Origin of the sequence: Nocardioides sp. JS614, assembly GCF_000015265.1 — a bacterium.
In the GTDB taxonomy this organism is placed as follows: Bacteria; Actinomycetota; Actinomycetes; order Propionibacteriales; family Nocardioidaceae; genus Nocardioides.
Genome location: NC_008697.1, coordinates 98,294 through 118,608, shown reverse-complemented (window position 1 = coordinate 118,608; position 20,315 = coordinate 98,294). Strand labels below are relative to the sequence as shown.

Genomic DNA, 20,315 nt, shown 5'->3' with positions numbered 1-20,315 from the left:
CGTAGGTGACCGTCAGAGTCCTATCGACACGAGTGAGGGATGAGCAGATGAGCCAGCAGACGATGCGTCAGAAGGCCCGACGTGACGCGCGAACCGTGACGTCGAAGCGACGCGCTGCACTCTTGGAACGGGCCAAGCGGCTGGAAGACCTGGCTGTGCAGGTGATGACTGCGATCGGTGAGCGGGACGCTGCGGTGGCAGCAGCCGAGCAGCGGGCCGGGAACGCTCTGCGCGAGATGACGACGGTCGAGGGCGTGACCCTGCGCGAAGCCGTCGAGTGGTGCGGCGACCAGATCGGCGTACGAGAGGCGACGCGGCTGCGTCGGCTGGCCGAGGTGACCGACGAGGTGGCCAGCACGCCCGACTTCCGGCCCGCGGCGGCCAAGGCCTTTGCCGAGATGGAGGGGGACGAGGCGTCGGACGCTGACGGGAGTGGGGGAGCGGGTGCCGGTACGGCGGTTGGATGACGCCGGCCTTGCGGCAGTCGCGGTCGGGATCGCGGACCCGAGGGTGCTCGCGCGCTACCGGGCCAAGGTGGCCACGGTGCCGGGCAGTGAGTGCCTGTGGTGGACCGGCGCGGTTGCGGGCAGGTCCGAGCGCGAGCGCACGGACGGCGGCGGCCACGGCCGGTTCTGGTACGCGCCGGGGCGCGTGATCATCGCGCACCGGTTCGCGTTCGCGGTGATGAACGGTGTGGACGCGCTCACGCAGGCGCGGCTGCTTGGGCACCGATGTCACAACCCGCTGTGCCAGCGGATCGCACCGGAACACGTCGTGGTCTCGAGCGCGGCGCAGAACCGGCACGAGTGGGCGGCGCAGCGGCGGCTGCCCTACAGCCCGCTGGCCGACCCGCGCGGGCCGCGTCGGCGGGCTCGGGAACTGCGCGACCTCGCTCGTGAGGACCCGCAGCTAGTGGCCGACGACCTCGCGCGGCTCCAAGAGCTGCTGGGCGAGCAACTGACGCTGTGGTGAGCGACGCGCCGTCACCACAGCGCCGCCTGGACTCTGGCGCCAGCCGGTAGCGGTCAGGCGGGGTCGGTGACCTTGTCGCTCTCGGCCTGCGGCTCGGCGTCGTCGGCCTCCTCGACGCGCTCGGTCATCGGCTCCTCGTCGAGCAGCAGTCGCTCCACGTCGCTGGGCTTGTAGCCCCATTCCATGAGCGCGCCGAGCATGCGGGCGTCCCACGCGCTGGGGTTGCGCCACGTGTGCTTGCCGGTGGAGTCCTCCCACGCGGCGAGGACGGCGGTGAGGGTGGTCATGGTCGCGGCCTTTGGCGTGATGGCCTTGGTCGCGATCTTGCGGCACTCCTCGTACCCCGCGCCGTAGTAGCCGGTCGGGGTGTCGATGCCCAGCAGAGAGAAGAGCATCGGGTGCCGGTGCTCCATGGCCTTGCTGAGCGTGTGGTGGCCCGTGACGACGGCCTCGCAGATCAGGGACTCCGCGCCGTTCGGCGCGCTCTTCCGCGTCACGAACCCGGCCAGCCACTCCCGGCGCACGGTCTCGGCGCTGGCCCAGGCCTTGTTGTTGGCGATCACGCGGCGGCGCTCCTCACGGCGGGCCTCGGCCTCGGCCTCGGTCTCGGCGGCGGCGTCGGCCTCCGCGTCGTGAGCCTCCGTGTTGTCGCCCTGGCCCTCGCCGGTGCGCCCGACCCGGCTCCGGTGGATCAGTCCGCTGGCTTCGATGTCGGTGACCACCCACATCTGCCGGTAGACCTTCACCGGGTCGGCGTACTCGTCCTCGTCGTCGGCGTCGTCATCGGCCTCGGTGGCTTCCGGCTCGGGGCACTCCCAGTCCTCGGTGATGATCACCGCGACGCCGGACAGGCTCGGCCACTCCTCGACGGGCACCGGCTCGCCCTCGGGGGTGCGCATGTCCTCCAGCAGCAGCGACCCATCCGCCTCGTCGGCCTCCTGCGCAGTCAGGACCGGCAGGCCCCCGGCCCGCAGCCGCTCGACCTCGGCGGCGTACGCCTCCCGCTCGGCGGCTTCATCGCGCAGCTTCTGGGCGACGTGCTCGACCGAGTCGCCCCAGCGGGTGGTCCGGGCGCGCTCCAGGCGCTCGGCGGCGTCGGGCTCGTGCTCGAACTCCGCGAAGATCGCCGCCTCATCCAGCGTCAGGTCGCCGGACTCCAGGCGGTTGCGGGTCTGGTCGGCCTTGGTGACCGCGATGGCGGCGTTTACGGTCGGTCGGTCGATGGAGGTCCGCTTGGCGATCTGCGCGGCGCTCACGCCGAGCAGGGCCAACTGCTCGACGCCCGCGACGATCTCGGTTTCGCGCATCCCGGCGCGGTGGATGTTCTCGACCATCTGGTCCCCGATGCGGTCGGCGTCGTCGGGCTTGGGGACGACTCGGGCCGGGATCAGCCCGGTGGGGGTGCCGACTTCGGCAGCAGTGACGGTGCGCCGCTGGCCGCGCAGCAGGACGTACTGGCCGTCCTCGTTGCGGTAGACCGTCACGGCCTCCAGCACGCCGCGCTCCTTGATCGACTTGCGGAACTCCTTGTGGTCGGGGCGCAGGTCGGTGCGGACGTTGCTGCCGATGATGATGTCGGCGGGATCGAGGTGCAGGAAATCCTCGGCCCCGGTGGCCGTGTCGGTGGGGGTCTGGATGGTGTCGGTCATGCGAGTGTCCTCCGCGAGTAGAATAGAAAGAACTGACAGGGCTAAGCCTCTCAGCGGGGGCCGACGCCTACACGCCTGCGGGCCGGACCTGTGGAAAGGTCGGCACGGCTTCCGAAGGTGGGGATAACTCGCCCGCGAGGGCGCGGCGTCGGCTGCTCCCTTAGTAGCTGCTGGAGACCGGAAGGAACGCGGACGGTGGGAACAACTGGACAGGGCCCACGCCGGGAGTGCAACGGCGTTGGTGTTAGCCGCAGCTGGACGCCGGCGGACGAGGGCAGGGGAGTGTGACCAGGTGACGAGCCAGACCACGATTCCGGTCGGGATCTACTGGAAGCCCGGCGTGTGGGATCTCGCCCGCTCCGCCTACGTCGCCGACCTGGACACCGACCCGGAGTCCCCAGGCGCCTTCGTCGGCTGGCTCGCCCTGGCGCTCGAGGTGCACGCCCGGCGTTCCCCGCAGCAGCGGGCCGACCTCGCGGCAGCCGCCGAGCGACACCCGGCCCAGGTGAGCACCCGGAAGAGCTTCAACAAGAAGCACGACCTGCCCGCGTCCACGATCGAAGCCGTCGAGGACGCGATCGTCGACGACCGCCAGGAGCTCGGCCGCGTCCTCGCTCGATCGGCGTTCGCCCAGGAGGCCGTGATCGCGGCTTCCGAGAAAGCCCGCCGGCGTCTGGGTCGAGAGCTGCCGCCGCCCCCGCAGAAGCTCAGCAACCGACCACCCCGGCGCCGGCCAGCGCGCCAGGGCTAAAGCACGGCCGGCGCCGCTCGTCGAGCACCTCAGCGCCGCCAAGAGTCTGCCGAAAGCGGTCCTTTGTGTCGGAGGACGCGGCTACGCTCGGGCTCGCGCCCCGATCCGGTACCCGAGAGCCGGATCGGGGCCTTCTGCTGCCCGGGTCGACGAGGCCGCCGTATCACTGGTCGCCCCACGCCTGCCGGCGAACCTAGGTGACTGCGGGACGACCCGCGCCCGGATTTGGGGCGGGGTGATCGCTGCCGGGGGTCGATCCGACCTAGGTGACTGCGGGACCGGATTCGCGGCTTCCGCAGTCACCTAGGAGGAACCGCATGTCAACCACCGTCACCTTCGCGGGGAACCTCGCCGAGGATCCCGAGCTGCTCTACACCCACGACCAGGAGACCGACGAGAAGCGCACCAAGAATGTCGTCGTCGACAACCGCTTCGGCGAGGTCGGTGTCTCGCTCAAGTACCGCTCCGCCCGGATCGAGCGGACCGATCGCGCCGCGGCGCAGGCCAGTTGAGTAGGGAGCCGGCCCGATGGATCTCGTCGTACATTCCCCAGACGAGCTGCTCGCAGCGATGCCCCACCTCCTCGGCTTCAAGCTTTTCTGGACTAGCGACTCTGGAGCACGCTGCGAGCGAGCGCTTCGCGCCCTCGGAGTCAGGTCGGCGTCGTCCTGCGTTCCGGTCACGTCGCCATGAGTCGCGGCGCGCGGAGCACCAGCCGCATCAAGCACGCTGGTCGCCGACGCGTCACAGAGGCGATCTACATCGTCGTCGCCAGATGGTACTGACCGTGCCGTGACACCGTATGGAAGAGAACACTTGGCGCCTCGATCCGTTGTCGAGGCGCCAAGCCAGGGGGTGTGCCGATTCACGTCAAGCTGTGGCCTGTCAGGAGAACCCTCCGACCCAGGAGCCGCAGCCGACGATCACGCCGCCGCTACGACGGCATGCCCGGATCTCGATCGCAGCGTCTTCAGTGATGCCGGAAAAGGTCTGCGAGTTGCTGGTTCCGGATCCCCCGGATGCGATCACGGTCTCGATCGTGCCGTTGGGTCGACGCAGCTGGGCAACGGCCGCGTCTCCGTCCGCGGCAGTGTCGGTAGCGGTGAGCCGGTCTGGGACATCGGTCCAATTGGCTCGGGCGCCGGTGGTCGTGGCCTGGAAGTCGTTGGCCCATGCCGGGTTGGCACTGAGGGCGAGGAACATGCTCACTCCGAGCACGACTGCTGCGCGAACTGCTTTCATGGTTGGTCCCTCCCGAGCGGGTGATGTGGCCGCGTTCCCGATGATCGCGGCTGTGATCAGCATCACATTTGGCCCGTGGCTTGCCAATGCCGTCCGCCGAGCCTTCGCCGAAAAGCCACGGAAAGTTCGGCATCGATGCCAACGGATCCGCCACTGGCTACGTCTTAGGTTGTAGGAGCTTTCCGCGAGGCGGGCCGACGGCGGGACCACTCGAAAGGGGATCTGATGACAGAGGAACTCCCGTACCAGGAGTCGATCGATCCGGATCGGTTGCACGCCCTGCTTGAGGAAGAGATCGGTCAGCCACCTCCATGGCGGCCGGGCATGCTTGAGCAGATCGTCAGGGAAGGGCGCGCCTGGCGCCGGTTCCAGTTTGCGATCGACCTGCTCGTGGGTCTTTCGGTCGTGCTGGTCGTCGCCGGCGCCGGCGTCTGGCTTTGGTGGGGCTAACTGCTTCTTCTACGGCCAGGCTCGGGCCCGGGGGTCAGGCTTGCGGCGCGTTCGTCGGGGGTATGGCTGGATCTCCCAGGAACACGCTGCCCTTGCGAGGTGGTGCGGTGGCCAAGATCTTGTCTTGGGCGGCGCGCAGGCTGATCGTGAGTTGTTCGACCTCACCGGGCCAACCGCGTTCCTCGGCTTCTGTGATGCGTTGTAGGAGGCTGGCTGCGATGGCTTCGAGTCTGTCGAGCTGGGCGGGGTCGACACGCAGGACGGGGCAGCGGATGCAGGCGTGCTCGTGTTCGCAGCTCGACCCGTAGGGCCGGGCACAGGAGCCGAGCTCGACACGGCGCAGGGCGAAGTGTTCCTCGAACTCGTCCCACTCTTCGGGGGTGGGCTCGCGGTATTCCTCGGCCGGTCGCGCTGATCGGCGGCGATCGACGAAGGTTCGGAAGGTGCGGATTAGGTCGTCTTGGAAGACGGCGGTGTAGGGCTGGGTGCTGTTGAGGTGGCGGTGCCCGAGGATCCGCGAGGCGATGTGCAGCGGCAGTCCGTCTTGGACGGCAGTGGTGGTGAAGACCCGTCGGAAGTCGTGCGGGGTCAGGTGCATGGGGTTGCCTGCGGTGTCGGTCAGGCCCATCCGGTCGGCCACCTCCCGCAGGGTGACTCGGACCATGGTTGGGCTCATCGCCGTCGGACCGGAGCCGTAGTCACGCTGGAACAGGTGCGGCAGTGGTGGCCCGGTGGTGGCTTCGTAGTTGTCGTAGCGCGCGACCAGCGGTACGGCTCCGTTGTAGCGGTTGCGCAGTCTGCTGATGATCTCGGCCAGGACGCGGGCAAGGTCGGGGGTGACCAGGAGCAGTCGTTCCTCGTTCGTCTTCGACGGGACGATCTGCAGCAGCGGGACGAGCTCGCCGGTGGTGGACAGCCGGTGAGACACCAGCGCAAGGTGGGTGAGCTCGAGGAGTTCCTCCAGGCGCACACCGCTGTGTCGCAGCGTCTCCACGACCGCCCACAGCCAGAATGCGTCCTCCTCGGTCCGGCCGACGCTGAAGCGTTCGCCGGTCTCAACGCAGACCACGTCGTAGGCCAGGTCGGGAGGTAGGCCGCGGCCGCCACGGATCCGGGTGCTGATCCGCTGATAGGTGCGACCGTTGAAGTTGAATGAGGCATCGGCAGGTGTCTGCTTGGCCAGGGCCAGCATCGCCTCGGCGTCGCGGCGGTCCTGTTCCAGCCTGGCGAGCATCCGCGGGACCAGCGGCACTCGTTCGCGGATGCGCTGGTGGATGCGGGCTTGATGGGCCAGCTTCCGTTTCTTGTTGCCGGCCACGTCGGCGCGGGTGACTGGTGAGGCCACCACCCATGGTGCGAGCGTGGCGTCATCGAGCGCCCAGTCACGTAGGTCCAGGTAGAGGCAGCGCACGGTGAGCAGCACGTCGAGGAAGTCGGCTCGCGGCCTCCTCGACCCGTCGGGGGCGACGATGACGGCCAGGCGCTCCTTCCAGGCGGTCACCGTCGTCTTGGGCAGGGCCAGGGTGTCGCTCCCGGCGAGTTCGGGGTGGTGGCGCTCCAGGTCGGCCCAGAAGTTGCCGGCCAGCATCCGCGCGAGCGACTTCAAGGTGGTGTAGTCGACGTTGGTCTTCCGTTCGGCCAGGTAGCGCACCAGCAGGTCACGCACGGGCCCGGGAGCGAGCCCGTAGCGGTCGACCAGCTCGGCGGGGGTGCGTTGCCCCACGCGCAGCGCGGCACGCAGGGAGGAGTCCTTGGGCAAGATGCCGACCCCGGCCAGCAGGGTCCAGGTCTGTCCCAGTCCGGCGGCGGGGACTCCGTGCTTCTCCCGGTAGTGGGCCCGCAGCTCGAAGAGGTCCTCGGCGCTGACGTCCTGGAGGTCTTTGCCGGTGTGGAGCATGATCCTGGCCAGTACCGTCCAGACGTCGCGCTGTTGGCGACGGCTGATCTGATGCTGCTCGGCGAACGCCTCGATCCGGGCGATTAGGGCGGGATCTTGCTGCACCAGGACCTGTTGATAGCCCTTGGTCTTCCAGGTCGCGAAGAACTCGTGGCCGGGCAGGACCACCCGCGACACGATCAGGGTGCGCATCCCTGCGACTGCGATCTGGCGCACCGTCTTCGGGTCGCGGTGGTCCTCGCCGTGGCGCTCGGGCAGCCAGCCCAGCGGGTTCGTGTCGGCACCGGCCGCAACCCATCGGTCGCGCCAACCGGCCCCGGGGAAGATGAGCAGCCAGTCGAGCACCCAATCTGCCCCTTCCAGCAGCCGATTGCTCGCGTACTCGGTCACCGGCCAGTCCGGGAGTTTGGCCACCAGCCGCAAGACCTCGTCCTTCACCGCGGTGTCGTGTGGCCCGGCGAAGACCTGGTCCACCAGCTCGGGATGCTCGCGGTAGTACGGCCCGGCGACCTTCAGCTGCTCGCTGGTCAACACGCTCCTCAAGGCAGTACCCCGTCACCGAACAGCACCGCCAGGTCGGCGGCCCGGTAGCCGCGGTCGACAGGCTCCGGGGCTGGCTTCGGCTTGGCCAGACGGGCCAGGTGTTCGGCGACCCGCTCCACGGTGTGGCGCTCGTCCTCGACGAGATAGATCTCCGCGGTCGTTTCCAGGTGGGCATGGCCCAGGATCGTCTGGACGTCGCGCAGCGAGACGTGCTCGTCGGCGGCCATCCGCAACGCGCAGGTGTGGCGCAGGTCGTGCATGCTCCAGTTGGTGCCCAGCTTCGCGTTTGCGCGGCGCAGCACCGCCCGAAGCGCCTCGTAGCTCAACGGGATCCGGGCCAACTTGCCGTCGGCGTCACGTCGTCTGCGCAGCGTCACCCACAGCGGGTCAGCCGGGCCGACGCCACCGATCTCGGCCAGATAGAGCCGCAGCCACACGAACGCGTCGTTGCTGCCCGGCAGCCACTGCTCGGCACGGCTGCCCTTGCGGATCACCCGGACCTGCTGGTTGCCCCAGTCCACGTCGCAGCCGCGCAGGCCGAGGACCTCCGCCGCGCGGGCGCCGTTGCTGATTGCCAACGCCAGCAGCGCACGGTCCCGGTTCGAGCCCATCGCGTCGAACAGATTTGCCCAGGCTTGGTCCGGCAGCGCCCGCGGCTGACGCCGCGGGACCTTCGGGTTGTGCCGGACCCGACCCTCGGGACGGAACCGCTCCATCGGGTTGTGATGCGCGTTCGAACGTCCCTGGCCGCGATGGTCGCGCGCCACCGGGTTCACCACCGGACCCAACCCCTGCTCGCCCCAGAACTCGTAGAACGAGGAGACCACCGCGTTGCTGTGCCGGATCGTACGTGCCGCGTAGTGGTCGTCCAGGTAGCGCTTGCCGGTCACCTGGTTCACCGTCCCGGCTGTCGCTGCTGAGACGGTCCGCTGTGACCGGCGCGGCTTAGGATGCAACTGCAGCCACAATGTCAGGTCACGTACTTCTGCTTGGGTGGCTCGGTCCCACTCCACGCCGACCGCCGCGAGCCAGCGCCACCACCGAAGCAGCCCATAGGCATAGGACCGCACGCTGCCCCGACTATTGCCCCGCGCTGCGAAGTCCCGGAGGAACTCCGCGATCGGGCGAACCGCATCGCCCGCGTCGTCGTAGACCAGCCAGGCAACACCGGAGCCACCGGAGCGAACGCAACCCAAGCGCTCAATCTGCAGTTGTTCGAGATCACGCGACAAGCCAGGACTCCCGTACGACGACCATCATGGGCGCATACATCTATCAGCCGGCCCCCGCTGGTAGTCCGGTCAACATGGCCGGAGGAGTCGATCGTCCTGGTCCCGTTCGGGCCAGGCCTCCCCTTCACCCGCGTCGACCTACCCAAGTCGGCACGGGACCGAGAGGAGGTCTGGGACGCGCTGAGCGGCCCATACAGCAGGCACGCCCGCCCAGGTGCCCGCGTCGGCATCGTCTGCATCACCGAGGACCGTCGCAACGCCGAGCTCGCCAGTCAGCATTTGTCAAACCGGCTGGAGACCGTCGGCATCACCACCCACCTTCGGCTGTGGGCCGACGGGGAGCGCTGGCGCGAGTTCAACAGCGGTGCCACCGGTCTGCAGACCCAGGAGGCCGCCGAGCGGATCGCCACCACGACGGTCCTTACCGGCGCCGTCCAGCCGGCGGCCAGCCGGGCTTCCCTGGCGGCCTCGCTGGTCGGAGGCCGTGAGCCGATCGCCCAGGTCCTCGAGACGGCCCGGGCAGAGGCGGCCTCAAGTACTCCGGGCGCCGAGCGCGACTGGGCTCTGGACCGCCTCGAGCAGTTCCACGCCGACGGCAACCGCTTCTCCGACGTCGACGGCGCCCGGATGCTCGTGGCTCTGGAGACGATCGGCACCCGCGACGCGCTCTGGGAGGACATGAGCACCCAGAACACCCCCTCGCACATCGCGCTGTGGACCGACCTCACCCGCCGCGCACCCGACGAGGTCCGCGCCGCCCCGGCGTCCATGCTCGGCTTCGCCAGCTGGCTGCGCGGAGACGGAGCCCGGGCCTGGTGCGCACTCGACCAGGTGCCCGCCGACCGGCCCTACTCCATGGCCGCCATCGTCGCCTCCGCGCTGCAGAACGGTCTGCACCCCAGGGAGTGGGAGCGCCACCAGGCGCAGCTTCGCGAGATCACCAGCGAACTCGACGAGTCGTTCGTGCCCAAGCCACCCCACCGCCACAGCCAGCGGGACGTCCCGCGCAGCCAGCCCACCACTGACCGGCCGGCTCCCGGCCGCTGAGGAGGACATCTCGATGGACGAGCACGACGACACCACCGCGCCGCAGCCGCATAGCGTCACCGAGCGGCAGCTGCGCCGCCTGGTCGTGCCGGCGCTCGCCGCGTACGACCCCAGTAAGCGCATCGACGTCATCCACGCACCCGACCTCGGGCTGCTGTGGGGAGATCCAGAATGAGCACCGCGCGCAACGACGTCGACGAGGCCGACCGGCTCGCCCGCGTCAAGCTCAGCTGCATCATCGAACCCGGCGACCTACGCGTCACCGGGCTGGTCAGCGAGCTCGGCGCCGGCACGGTCCTGGGCTACCTCGAGGCGGCGGCCGACGTCGACGCCCACTGGGCCTTCACGATCGGCCAAGAGCTCGCCCACCTCGACCACGGTCGAGTCCTCGAGCAGGCAGCAGACCGCGGCATCCGCTTCCTAGCCCCGGGCGACGCCGAATGGCCCGACCGGCTCGGAGCACTTCGCGATGCCGGCGCCCTGCACGAGCGGGGCGGCGAGCCGGTCGGGCTGTGGATCAGGGGAGACGGTGGTCTCCGCCAGGCGACCGCCGCCTCGTTGGCGGTGGTCGGGTCACGAGCCGCTACGAGCTACGGCCTGGAGCAGGCGAGCAATCTCGGCCGAGAACTCGCATCCATGGGAAAGACCATCATCAGCGGCGCGGCGTACGGCATCGACCAGGCCGCCCACCACGGTGCTCTGGCCGCCGGCGGGACCACCATCGCCGTGCTTCCGTGCGGGGCTGACCGCGCCTACCCGGCCGCGCACGCCCAACTCCTCGACACCATCGCGCAACGCGGCTTGGTCGTCTCCGAGGGACCGCCCGGCATGGCCCCGACTCGCACTCGCTCCTGGCCAGAAACCGGATCGTGGCGGGGCTCGCGGAGGGGACCGTGCTCGTCGAGGGCGCCGTCCGCAGCGGGGCGATGAACACCGCCCACTGGACGACCAACCTTCACCGGCCGGTCCTGGCCCTGCCCGGCCCGGTCACCAGCGTGGCGTCCGCCGGCGTGCACCAGCTGATCCGCCTGGGCGAGGCAAGCATGGTCACGAACGCCCCGGAGATCCTCAACGACCTCATCGGTCGGCCGGCGGCGACCGCGGCACGGTCGGCGCAGGTCGACGAGTCCTACGCGCCCAGCCCGGCCCGCCATACACCGGCTCCCCTCGGCGCGGCAGCCCCGTCGACGCGATGGGCGCCTGGTCGATAGCGGCTTCGCCAGCAGTTCATGCGAGCTGCCGGGGCATCCGCCTGCTTGGGACTCGTACGTCGCACTCGCTGGTCCTGTGCTCGAGCTCAGCGTGACGGATCTGCCGGATGGGACCGGCCTGGACATCACCGGCGCGCGCGATTTGCGTGTTGCGCAACTCGTCGACGCGGGCACGTTCGCATGCGACAGCGACACGTCATTCGACGTCAACGACCAGGGTAAGGCCGTCTACCTCGCCACCGACTAGGGCCGGCCTGCGAAGCAAGTCGGCGCGTACCGGCCCAATGTCGGACCCCGTCGATAGGGTCAGACGTGTGACTAGGGTCGAGACTGCCACGCTGGCGGATGAGCGTGCCGATGGGCAGCCGAAGGGCAGAAAGCTGCCGACGCTGCCCGAGCCCGGCCAGGTGGTCGAGGTGCGCGGTTCGACGTGGGCGGTGGCGAACGTCCAGGCTCAGGGTCTGCCGCGCAGCCCCGCCGACGAGTCATCGGCGCAGCTCTCGCACGTTGTTGATCTTCAGTCCCTCGACGAGGACCGCCTCGGTGAGCAGCTCTCAGTTGTGTGGGAGTTGGAAGTCGGCCACACGGTCACGCCGGCTCAGGGTCTGCCTGACTTGATCTACGCCGACGGTTTCGACGACCCGACGACGCTCGCGGGATTCGTCGATGCGATGCGCTGGGGTGCCGTCACCTCCGCTGACCCCAACCGGTACCAGGCGCCGTTCTGGTCAGGCGCGAACGTCGAGGCGTATCAGCTCGAACCGCTCCGCCGCGCCCTTGTCGCCCCGCGCACGAACCTGCTGCTGGCTGACGATGTGGGGCTTGGCAAGACCATCGAGGCTGGGCTGGTGATCCAGGAGCTGTTCCTGCGGCACCGCGCTAGGACTGCCGTGATCGTCTGCCCGCCGAGCCTGGCGTTGAAGTGGCAGGACGAGATGCGCGAGAAGTTCGGTCTGGACTTCACGATCGTCAACAGTGAGCTGATGGCACAGGTGCGCCGCACTCACGGCCTCCACGCCAACCCATTCCAGTTGTTCCCGCGAGTGATTGTGAGCATGGCGTGGCTGCCCCAGGTCCGCGCCCAACGGCTGCTCCGCGACGTCTACGCACAGGCCACCAACCCGAAGACCGGCCGACGGTTCGCCCTCGACATCCTCGTCGTCGATGAGGCACACCACGTCGCCCCGTCGAGTCCGTCGACCATTGCGAGCGGACGCGGGTACGCCGTGGACACGCAGCGCACGGTTGCCGTGCGCCAACTGGCCGACAAGTGCGAGCACCGCCTGTTCCTAAGCCTCGATCCGTGGAACGACTGGGCTGGCGGCGCGTGAGTCGGCTCGAGTGGGGTCGGGGGCATGAGGACGTGACAGTGGTGCTGGTCTGCCCAGCCTTTCCACGTGGCGGTTTCCTCGGGCCTATCGGCGGTGGACGGGTCAGGCCGCGCGTGGTGGCGCTTGGGCGGGGCTGAACACGCCGGTCCAGATCCGCAGCCAGCGGTTCGCCCAGGGCCAGTGCGCGGGCAGGTGCAGCACATGGCGGCGTTGCGGGCGGGCGAGCCGGGCTGGGACGTGGATGATCTGGCGGCGCAGCGTCGCGCCTCGCGCGGGTGCAGCGGCGTGGGGGTCGAGGGTGTCGGCGGCGCGGAGCAGGTTGTGGGTGATCATCGCGCAGATCGCCCATGCACTGTTGGACGCGAACCGTCCCGAGGGCATGTGCGCCAGGGGCCCGTCGATCAGGTCGGCGAAGACGGTCTCGATGATCGCGTGCCGCCGGTGGATCAGGTCGGCCTGCACGGTCGGCTGCGTGCTGTTGGTGAGGAACGGGTGGTATCGCCAGACCGGGAACAGCTCGTCGAGCTTGGCGCGGTCGCGGACCCGCCGCACCACCAGCCTGGCGGTGACCGGGTGCTCGGTGGAGGCGAACGCGGTGAACTCGACCTCGGCGACCTGCGCGTCGCTGATCAGCTCCCCGGTGTCCGGATCGATCACGGCTCCGGGGTAGGTGACCGGGGTCCAGGCGTCCTCGGGGATGGAGCCGATTGCGGCGGACACCGCCGGGTTCTTGGTGAGCACGAGCGAGAACCGGACGCCTGCCTTCAGGCACGCGGCCACGACTGCGCTGTTGCCGTAGGCGGAGTCACCACGCACCAGGATCTCGCCGGTGGCACCGCAGTCGCGAGCAGTCTTGATCGCCTCGCGGACCATCGAGGCCGCGCCCTTGCCAGAGCCGGTCTTCCCGCCACGCAGCCGGATCCCGGCCAGCACCGGAGCCCCTTGGGCGGTGCTGATCGTGGTCGCCAGCGGCGAGAGACCCTTACGGAGCACCTGCTTGCCGGCGATCTTGGTGTGCCCGAAGCTGGCGCCCTGTTTGGCGTGCCCGTAGACCGGGCGCAGCAGCGAGTCGATGTCGACGTAGGCCTGGGACTCGATGCCGGGCAGCAGGTTGGTCCGGGCCGCCAGGTGGACCAGGTGGGCCCGGGCGACCGAGGCCAGCTGCAAGGTGTGGCCGTGGGTGAACTCGCGCAGGAACTGGCCCAGCGTGGCCGGCGCGTACACCTGGTCGAAGAGTCGCTTCATCCCGCCGGAGCGGATCACCTGCAACTCGTCGATGTTGTCCGCGCCCGCGGCCATCCCCGCGATGATCGAGGTCACCTTCCCGGCCGGGTTCACCCCCGCCGAGGCCACCCGCGGCGAGAGCGAGGCCAAGGTGACCCGGTCGGCGACCAGCTCGGAGAGGCCGGCCTGCTCGGCCAGCGCCATCACCGGCACCAGCCCCACCGACGACACCAAGCGCTCGTCATCGAACAACACGGTGGCCCGAGACCAACCATCGGATAGATTCACTTCGAGTGCCTTCTCGGTGCGGAACGAACAGGAACCTAGACAATTCCGATTCTTCTGCCCCAGAAGGCACTTCTACGTCCGCCGCGCCGCACCGACGCCGCTCACCCCCCGTGGTTCCACGGATCGAGGCTAAGCGCGACTCCTCACAACGGCCACCCCGAGTCGTTCACCGCGCTGATGGAGATGATCGACCCGCGCCGATTCTCCCGTGGCGCGCTGCTGGACTCCAAGGCACTCAAGGACGTCACCGTCCGACGGCTCAAGACCGACCTGTCCGGCAAGGGCTTCAAGAAGCGCAAGGTCGACGCCCTCGACTTCACCCCGTCGGACAGTGAGCAGGAGAAGTTCTCTCTGCTGGACGAGATCGTTACCAAGAGCGCCAAGCAGAACGGCACCAAGCCGACCGGCGACATCGTGACGATGTTGTTGAAGAAGAGGTTCTTGTCCAGCCCCTTCGCGTTCGGCATGACCCTGAGCCACTACTTGTCCTCGAGGGCCGGGCGTGGCCTGTCCGAGGACGACTACGACGACGTCTTCGGTGAGGGTCAGGCCGACGAGGAAGAAGGCCTGTGGGAGCAGGACGAGGCCGAGCGACTCCGCGAGTCCAAGGGCTCTGACCCGTTGGTCGCCGCGGAGCCCGGCCAGCTCGAATCACTTATGGAGTGGGGGTTGAGCTACGAGAGCCGCGCCGACTCCCGCCTCGACCGCCTCATCGGATTCCTCGACGCGGTGTGCCGCCCGGACGGCAAGAGCTGGTCCAACGAGCGCGTCGTGATCTTCACCGAGTACGCCCACACCGTCGACTGGCTTACCCGCGTCCTGCGCCAGCGCGGCTACGTCGAGGACCGACTGGCCGTGATCCAGGGCTCGACCAAGCCTGAGGACCGCGAATACATTCGCTCGCAGTTCACCGCCGATCCGGCCAAGGAGCTGGTCCGCGTCCTGCTCGCCACCGACGCCGCCGGTGAGGGCATTGACCTCCAGACCCACTGCCATCGGCTGGTGAACTTCGACATCCCGTTCAACCCGTCCCGGTTGGAGCAGCGCATCGGCCGCATCGACCGCTACGGCCAGACCGATGAACCCCAGGTCTTCCACTTCGTCCCCGTCGCAGGCGCCTCTACCTATGCGGCGGACGTGGACTTCATGTCGCGCATCGCCCGCAAGATTGCCCAGGTCCAATACGACCTCGGCTCGGCCAACCAAGTCGTCGGCGAGGAGATCCAGACGCACTTCGCCCGCCGCACCCCTGCCAAGGCGAAGGCCAAGGGAGTCGACACCAACGAGGTCATCAACGCCGCGCTTGCCGGCGGGTTGGAGCTGAACACTCGGCTGACCCAGTTGGAGGTGGGGTACGACGCCTCCCGCACCGAGATGCACCTCGACCCCGCCAACCTTCGTCGCGTGGTCGACACCGCCCTGCGGATCAACCACCAGTCCCCGCTCGTGCCCAACCACAAGTTCGCCCAAGACACCGACGCCGAGGTGTACGACCTCCCGACCCTGACCACGGGCTGGCATGACACGCTGCGAGGGCTCGACACTCGACTCAAGCCCGGTGTGCAACGCCCGATCACGTTTGACGCCAACGCAGCCGAGGGCCGCGACGATCTTGTTTACGTTCACCTCGGGCACCCGATCGTCCAGAAGGCGCAGCGCCTGCTGCGCCGATCCCTTTGGAGCGTCGATTCGCCACTAAGTCGCGTCACTGCCGTTGTGGTCGATGACCTGGAGGAGTCCTTCGTCGCGGCCGTCACCCGCATGGTCCTCGTTGGGCGAGGCGGCATCCGCCTCCACGAAGAAGTGTTCCTCGCCGGCGTTCGTGTGAGGGGACGCCGTGCGATGGCCGAGGAAAAGGCCGAGGCCGCGCTCGACGACGCACTCGACCGCGAGCGGCTGGCACTGGCCGACTCGCAGGTGCGCGACCAACTCTGCGACCTATGGAACGTGCCCGACGCACCGCTGCGACTTCGCTTGGAAGAGTCGATGCAGGCTCGCGCAGGACGTCGCCACGAGCTCGTCATGGAACAGCTCACCAAGCGGCAAGAGGCCGACACCCAACGCGCCCACGAGATCTTCGCCGCCTTCCGCACCAACCTCCGCGAGTCGCTCGCGGCGCTCAAGGCCGCCGAAGACGAGGCCCAAGGGCAGTTGTTCTCCGACCCCGACCAGCAGCGCCAGTGGAGGCGTGACGTCGAGGCGATGACCCGGCGTCTCGAAGAGCTTGACGACGAAGAAGCACGCGAGATCGCCGCCATCACCGACCGGTATGCCGGGGTGAAGCCACACACCACTGCCGCAGCGGTCGTGTTTGCGCTGACCCGCTCCGACGCCGACGGGTGGATCGACTGATGGCCCGCGCCACCACCCGAGCCCGAGCCGGGTTCATCGCTCCGAGCGCGACCGAACTGCACCGCGCCTGGCTTGAACTCGTCGACACCGAAGGCCCCTTCCTCGCGATCCCGCCGCTCAAGCGGGTCTGGCCGCAAGGCATGCCCAGCCTCAGCGACGACCGTAAAGGAGCGCTGGCCGATGCCCGTAAGGAATTCGAGGCGGCATGGGAGAAGCTCGACCGCGCTCCCGACAACGACGCCGTCCTCGACGCCTACCGCGTCGCCCGCGACAAGTGGGTCGAGACAGTCCTGCGCGACGTCGCGGGCTGGGCCGAATCCTTGTCGTGGGGCGAATTGCCCGGCGTCCAGGCTCGATCGCCCAACCACGCCGTCACGGTCACAGCCCAGGCCTCACTTGGCGGCGCCGACGGGATCGGCGCGCTCGTGCATGTCATTGACCCGACCGACTCCCTGCGCCAGACGCCCAACGACCTGTGGGCCGCAACGCCCGTCGACCGCACCGAGGCGCTACTACGCGAGAACAGGATCCAGCTCGGCATCGTCACCGACGGACGCTGGTGGGGCTTGGTCTGCGCCCGCGACGGCGCGATGGCCGCCTCCGGTGTGGTCGACGCCCTGACCTGGATCGAGGAGCCCCGCACCCGCGACGCCTTCCTCGCCCTGATCGGACGCCAGCACATCATCGGCGGCGACCCAGCCGAGCGGATCCCGGTGCTGTTTGAGGAATCGGTCGCCGCGGCCGAGGAGATCACCGAAGCCCTCGGGTCACAGGTGCGCAGCGCAGTCGAACTGCTCATCCAGTCGTTCTCCGAGTCCGCCGCCGACGCCAGCAGACGCGGCCTGCCGGACCCGCTCCCGACCCTGACACACGCCACGTACGAAGCCGCTGTCACCGTGATGATGCGCGCAGTATTCCTCCTTTTCGCCGAGGAGCGAGGACTGCTGCCGTCGGGCGAGCTCTTCGACCAGGGCTACGGCATCGCCCGCGAACTCGACCGCCTCATCGCCCGTGAGACCGAAGATAGCGAAGAGGCTCTCGACGCCACCTCCCTAACCTGGCATCGACTTCTGGCCACCAGCCAAGCCCTGTTCAGCGGCGCTTCCTTCGAGAGCTTGCGCATGCCCGCCTACGGCGGTTCCCTGTTCGAGCCCGGGCGGTTTCCGTTCCTGACGGCCACCAACGAGGGGGGCACTCTCGCGGTGACCGTCTCAGACCGGGTCATGCTGCATGTGCTGCGGTCGGTCCAGATCGCCGACATCAAGGGTGAAGCTCGGCGCATTTCCTTCCGGGACATCGACGTCGAGCAGATCGGCTACATCTACGAGGGTCTGCTCGGCTACACCGCTGCCAAAGTTGGGGAGACTTATGTCGGGCTGAAGGGCACCACCGGAGTCGAGCCAGAGATTCCGCTGGTAATCCTCGAAGAACTCGCCGAGGCCAACCCCGACGCCAAGAAGCTCGCTGCCGCGATCCGCTCGTGGATCGAGGAAGTCCAACCTTCGGCGAGGGCGTCGTCTGCGGCAGCGATTGCCAAGGCGATCGGTGCCGCCGTCGACCCGAGTGTGCTCAGCGCCCTCACCCAAGCGGTCGGCGATGACCCTGAGCTGAGGGACCGCGTCCTGCCGTGGCTCGGCCTCGTCCGGCTCGACCTGCGCAAGCGCCCCTTCGTCGTCCTGCCCGGTGGCCTGATGGTCAAAGAGACGCCGTCGCGGAAGAACGCCGGCGCCCACTACACGCCCAAGTCACTGGCTGAGGAAGTCGTCCTGCACGCACTCCAGCCGCTCTGCTACTCGCCTGGCCCGCACCAGACGGCGGACGAGACTGAGTGGAAGCTCAAGTCCTCCGATGAGTTGCTCGACCTCAAGGTCGCCGACATCGCCTGCGGCTCGGGAGCCTTCCTCGTCGCCGCCGCCCGCTACCTCGCCGATCGCCTAGTCGAAGCGTGGATCTCCGAAGACCCGGTCAACGCAGGACGTAAAGACCTTCACACTCGAGCAGTCCGACAGGTCGTCGCCAACTGCCTCTATGGCGCCGACATCAACGGCATGGCAGTCGAGATGTGCAAGCTCTCGCTCTGGCTGGTCTCGTTGGACCGCGACCTGCCGTTCTCATTCGTCGACGACAAGGTCTTCCTGGGAAACTCGCTCCTCGGGCTGACGAGCCTGGATCAACTCCGACGCATGCACATCGACCCGAAGAACGCACGTGCCGACGAAACGTTCCACGGCCAGCTCATCGACGTGAACGCGATCATCCAGCGGATTGTTGAGTTGCGACGCCGACTCCTGAGCGAGATCGATGAGGCTGACCCGAATCGGACGAGCGCGGCCAAGCGTCGTCAGCTCCGACGATTGCGTGAGATCACCTCAGATCTCCGCAAACTCGCGGACGGCATCGTGGCTGCGGGGCTGCCCTATGGCGGCAAGTCCGGGAAGGCCCTAGACGAGGCCTACGAGAATCTGCGTATTGCCGTCCGTGCCGCGTACCCGGAGGATGGCGCAGGGGACTCGTCGTTCCTTACGGCTGTCATTGATGCAGGGCTGGTGCCGACCGTTCCTACCGACTATGAGCGATGGCAGCCTCTGCATTGGATCCTCGAGGCGCCCGATGTGTTGGTCGAGAATGGCGGTTTCGACGCGGTGGTCGGAAACCCACCGTTCCTCGGTGGCCAAAAGCTTTCTGGGGCGATGGGCACGCCCGTTCGCGATTGGTTGGTGGATGTCCTAGCCGATGGTCGTCGGGGGAGTGCGGACCTTGTCGCCTACTTCTTCCTCCGGGCTGTCGGCCTGCTCTCGCACGGCGGTGGACTGGGCCTAATCGCCACCAACACGGTTGCGCAAGGTGATAGTCGTGCAGTTGGTCTGGACGCCATGGTCGCCCGCGGCTTCACGATCACACGGGCAATCCAGTCGCGCTCTTGGCCTGCGTCGAGTGCGAACCTGGAATATGCCGCCGTCTGGGGGACTATCGCCTCCGTACCGGAAACCGTGCCTCGCATTGCAGATGGCATTCCGGTACGCCGCATCAGCACGCTGCTTGAGCCAGCTGGGCGTGCCGAGGGAAGCCCGATGCGCTTGATTGAGAATGCCGGGATCGCGTTCCAGGGATGCATCGTGCTTGGCATGGGGTTCGTGCTTGACCCCGAGGAGGCGATGCGTTGGATTGCCGAGGATCCCCAGAACGCCGAAGTCTTGTTTCCCTATCTGAACGGCGAAGACCTCAATCAGCGGCCAGACGGTTCTGGATCACGCTGGGCGATCGACTTTAACGACTGGCCCGAGGAGCGTGCTCGCAAGTTCCCATTGCCGTATGAACGAGTCGCGGAGCGGGTGCGTCCCGAACGGCAGAGAATGAAGCCGAATGGCGAGTTCGCGCTGAGGAAGCCGTTGCCCGAGAGGTGGTGGCAGTACGCCGAGAAGCGGCCAGCTATGCGAAAGGCGATCGCCAACCTTGACGAGGTACTGGCTGTCACCCGCATCAGCAAGCACGCTGTTGTTGTGCGGGTGCCAACGGGACAGGTGATCAACGACGGCATCGTTGCGTTCATGACCGACTCGTATTCGACGCAGGCTGTCCTCTCGTCGAGCTTGCATCTGTCATGGGTGATCAAGAACGGGTCGTCCTTCGAAACTCGAATCATCTACACGCAATCCGATGCGTTCGATACATTCCCCCGCCCGAAGCCGACAGTCCGCCTTGAGTCCGTAGGAAGAACCCTGGACGAGGAACGGCGGGAGATCATGCTCCGCCGCGACCTCGGCCTGACGAAGCTCTACAACCTGGTGAACGACCCGGAGCTTCAAGCTGATGTGGATGTCACGCGCATGCGCGAGATCCATGTCGAGGTGGACGAGGCGATGATGGCGGCGTACGGCTGGGGGGACGTCCCTCTCCGCCACGGCTTCCATACCTACCGCCAGGTCGAGCGCTGGACGGCCTCACCTCCAGCACGCGTCGAGATCCTCGACCGTCTCCTGGAGGAGAACCACAAGCGCGCGGCGGCGGAGTCTACGAGCGACAAGACGAAGGGTCAGCCGCCCGCAGTGGCAGATGAAAGCCAGGCCAGCCTCTTCGCGGACAGCGTCGACGAGTAGTTACCGGCCCTGCCGCCGTTACACGGCGA

At 68.1% G+C, this 20,315-nt stretch carries 15 protein-coding genes and 2 pseudogenes; 12 read left to right on the top strand and 5 right to left on the bottom strand.

Annotated features, from left to right (window positions below; genetic code table 11):
• Window positions 1–47: 47 nt before the first annotated feature.
• Complete coding sequence (locus NOCA_RS00480; RefSeq protein WP_011751508.1) at window positions 48–467, top strand: hypothetical protein; 420 nt, start codon at window positions 48–50, stop codon at window positions 465–467.
• A gap of 43 nt (window positions 468–510) precedes the next feature.
• Entirely contained in the window at window positions 511–972 is a 462-nt protein-coding gene (locus NOCA_RS00475; protein WP_238383343.1) for a hypothetical protein, read from the top strand.
• A 53-nt stretch (window positions 973–1,025) separates the two neighbouring features.
• On the opposite strand, the gene NOCA_RS00470 is transcribed toward NOCA_RS00475, so the two are convergent.
• A complete protein-coding gene (locus tag NOCA_RS00470; protein ID WP_011751506.1) occupies window positions 1,026–2,621 on the bottom strand; it encodes a ParB/RepB/Spo0J family partition protein in 1,596 nt (531 codons plus the stop codon).
• A gap of 292 nt (window positions 2,622–2,913) precedes the next feature.
• Here NOCA_RS00470 and NOCA_RS00465 point away from each other — a divergent pair, with 292 nt between their 5' ends.
• On the top strand, window positions 2,914–3,372 hold the full coding sequence (locus tag NOCA_RS00465) for a hypothetical protein (protein ID WP_011751505.1): 459 nt from the start codon (window positions 2,914–2,916) through the stop codon (window positions 3,370–3,372).
• Between the two features lie 317 nt (window positions 3,373–3,689).
• Window positions 3,690–3,884, top strand: a complete 195-nt coding sequence (locus tag NOCA_RS00460) for a hypothetical protein (RefSeq protein ID WP_011751504.1) — start codon at window positions 3,690–3,692, stop codon at window positions 3,882–3,884.
• A 373-nt stretch (window positions 3,885–4,257) separates the two neighbouring features.
• On the opposite strand, the gene NOCA_RS00455 is transcribed toward NOCA_RS00460, so the two are convergent.
• Window positions 4,258–4,575 (bottom strand): hypothetical protein, encoded by a 318-nt coding sequence (locus NOCA_RS00455; protein WP_041545921.1) that lies wholly within the window; start codon window positions 4,573–4,575, stop codon window positions 4,258–4,260.
• Window positions 4,576–4,839: 264 nt separating this feature from the next.
• On the opposite strand from NOCA_RS00455, the gene NOCA_RS00450 reads away from it, so the two are divergent.
• On the top strand, window positions 4,840–5,064 hold the full coding sequence (locus NOCA_RS00450; RefSeq protein ID WP_041545920.1) for a hypothetical protein: 225 nt from the start codon (window positions 4,840–4,842) through the stop codon (window positions 5,062–5,064).
• Window positions 5,065–5,098: 34 nt separating this feature from the next.
• On the opposite strand, the gene NOCA_RS00445 is transcribed toward NOCA_RS00450, so the two are convergent.
• Both NOCA_RS00445 and NOCA_RS00440 read right to left on the bottom strand, forming a co-directional pair.
• Entirely contained in the window at window positions 5,099–7,495 is a 2,397-nt protein-coding gene (locus NOCA_RS00445; protein ID WP_049774346.1) for a site-specific integrase, read from the bottom strand.
• 5 nt (window positions 7,496–7,500) lie between these two features.
• A complete protein-coding gene (locus NOCA_RS00440; RefSeq protein ID WP_011751501.1) occupies window positions 7,501–8,736 on the bottom strand; it encodes a tyrosine-type recombinase/integrase in 1,236 nt (411 codons plus the stop codon).
• Between NOCA_RS00440 and NOCA_RS00435 the strand changes: the two genes are divergently transcribed.
• The 5 genes and pseudogenes from NOCA_RS00435 to NOCA_RS00425 all read left to right on the top strand — a co-directional run.
• Window positions 8,716–9,783: a DUF4192 domain-containing protein gene (locus NOCA_RS00435; protein ID WP_274378255.1), complete on the top strand. Its 1,068-nt coding sequence runs from the start codon at window positions 8,716–8,718 to the stop codon at window positions 9,781–9,783. The genes NOCA_RS00440 and NOCA_RS00435 overlap by 21 nt on opposite strands.
• A 13-nt stretch (window positions 9,784–9,796) precedes the next feature.
• Window positions 9,797–9,958: a hypothetical protein gene (locus NOCA_RS27325; RefSeq protein WP_011751499.1), complete on the top strand. Its 162-nt coding sequence runs from the start codon at window positions 9,797–9,799 to the stop codon at window positions 9,956–9,958.
• Window positions 9,955–10,994: pseudogene (dprA, locus tag NOCA_RS00430) on the top strand (DNA-processing protein DprA). The gene NOCA_RS27325 and the pseudogene dprA overlap by 4 nt, the downstream one beginning before the upstream one ends.
• Before the next feature lie 76 nt (window positions 10,995–11,070).
• Complete coding sequence (locus NOCA_RS27320) at window positions 11,071–11,241, top strand: hypothetical protein (protein ID WP_158305605.1); 171 nt, start codon at window positions 11,071–11,073, stop codon at window positions 11,239–11,241.
• Between the two features lie 37 nt (window positions 11,242–11,278).
• Window positions 11,279–12,304 (top strand): annotated as a pseudogene (locus tag NOCA_RS00425) (SNF2-related protein); the annotation flags it as partial.
• A 123-nt stretch (window positions 12,305–12,427) separates the two neighbouring features.
• Here the strand turns inward: NOCA_RS00425 and NOCA_RS00420 are convergent.
• Complete coding sequence (locus tag NOCA_RS00420; protein ID WP_049774157.1) at window positions 12,428–13,837, bottom strand: IS1380 family transposase; 1,410 nt, start codon at window positions 13,835–13,837, stop codon at window positions 12,428–12,430.
• A 42-nt stretch (window positions 13,838–13,879) separates the two neighbouring features.
• Between NOCA_RS00420 and drmD the strand changes: the two genes are divergently transcribed.
• Window positions 13,880–16,189, top strand: a complete 2,310-nt coding sequence (gene drmD, locus NOCA_RS00415) for a DISARM system SNF2-like helicase DrmD (RefSeq protein WP_337998977.1) — start codon at window positions 13,880–13,882, stop codon at window positions 16,187–16,189.
• Window positions 16,189–20,286, top strand: a complete 4,098-nt coding sequence (locus NOCA_RS00410; protein WP_011751493.1) for an Eco57I restriction-modification methylase domain-containing protein — start codon at window positions 16,189–16,191, stop codon at window positions 20,284–20,286. The genes drmD and NOCA_RS00410 overlap by 1 nt, the downstream gene beginning before the upstream one ends.
• Window positions 20,287–20,315: the final 29 nt, after the last annotated feature.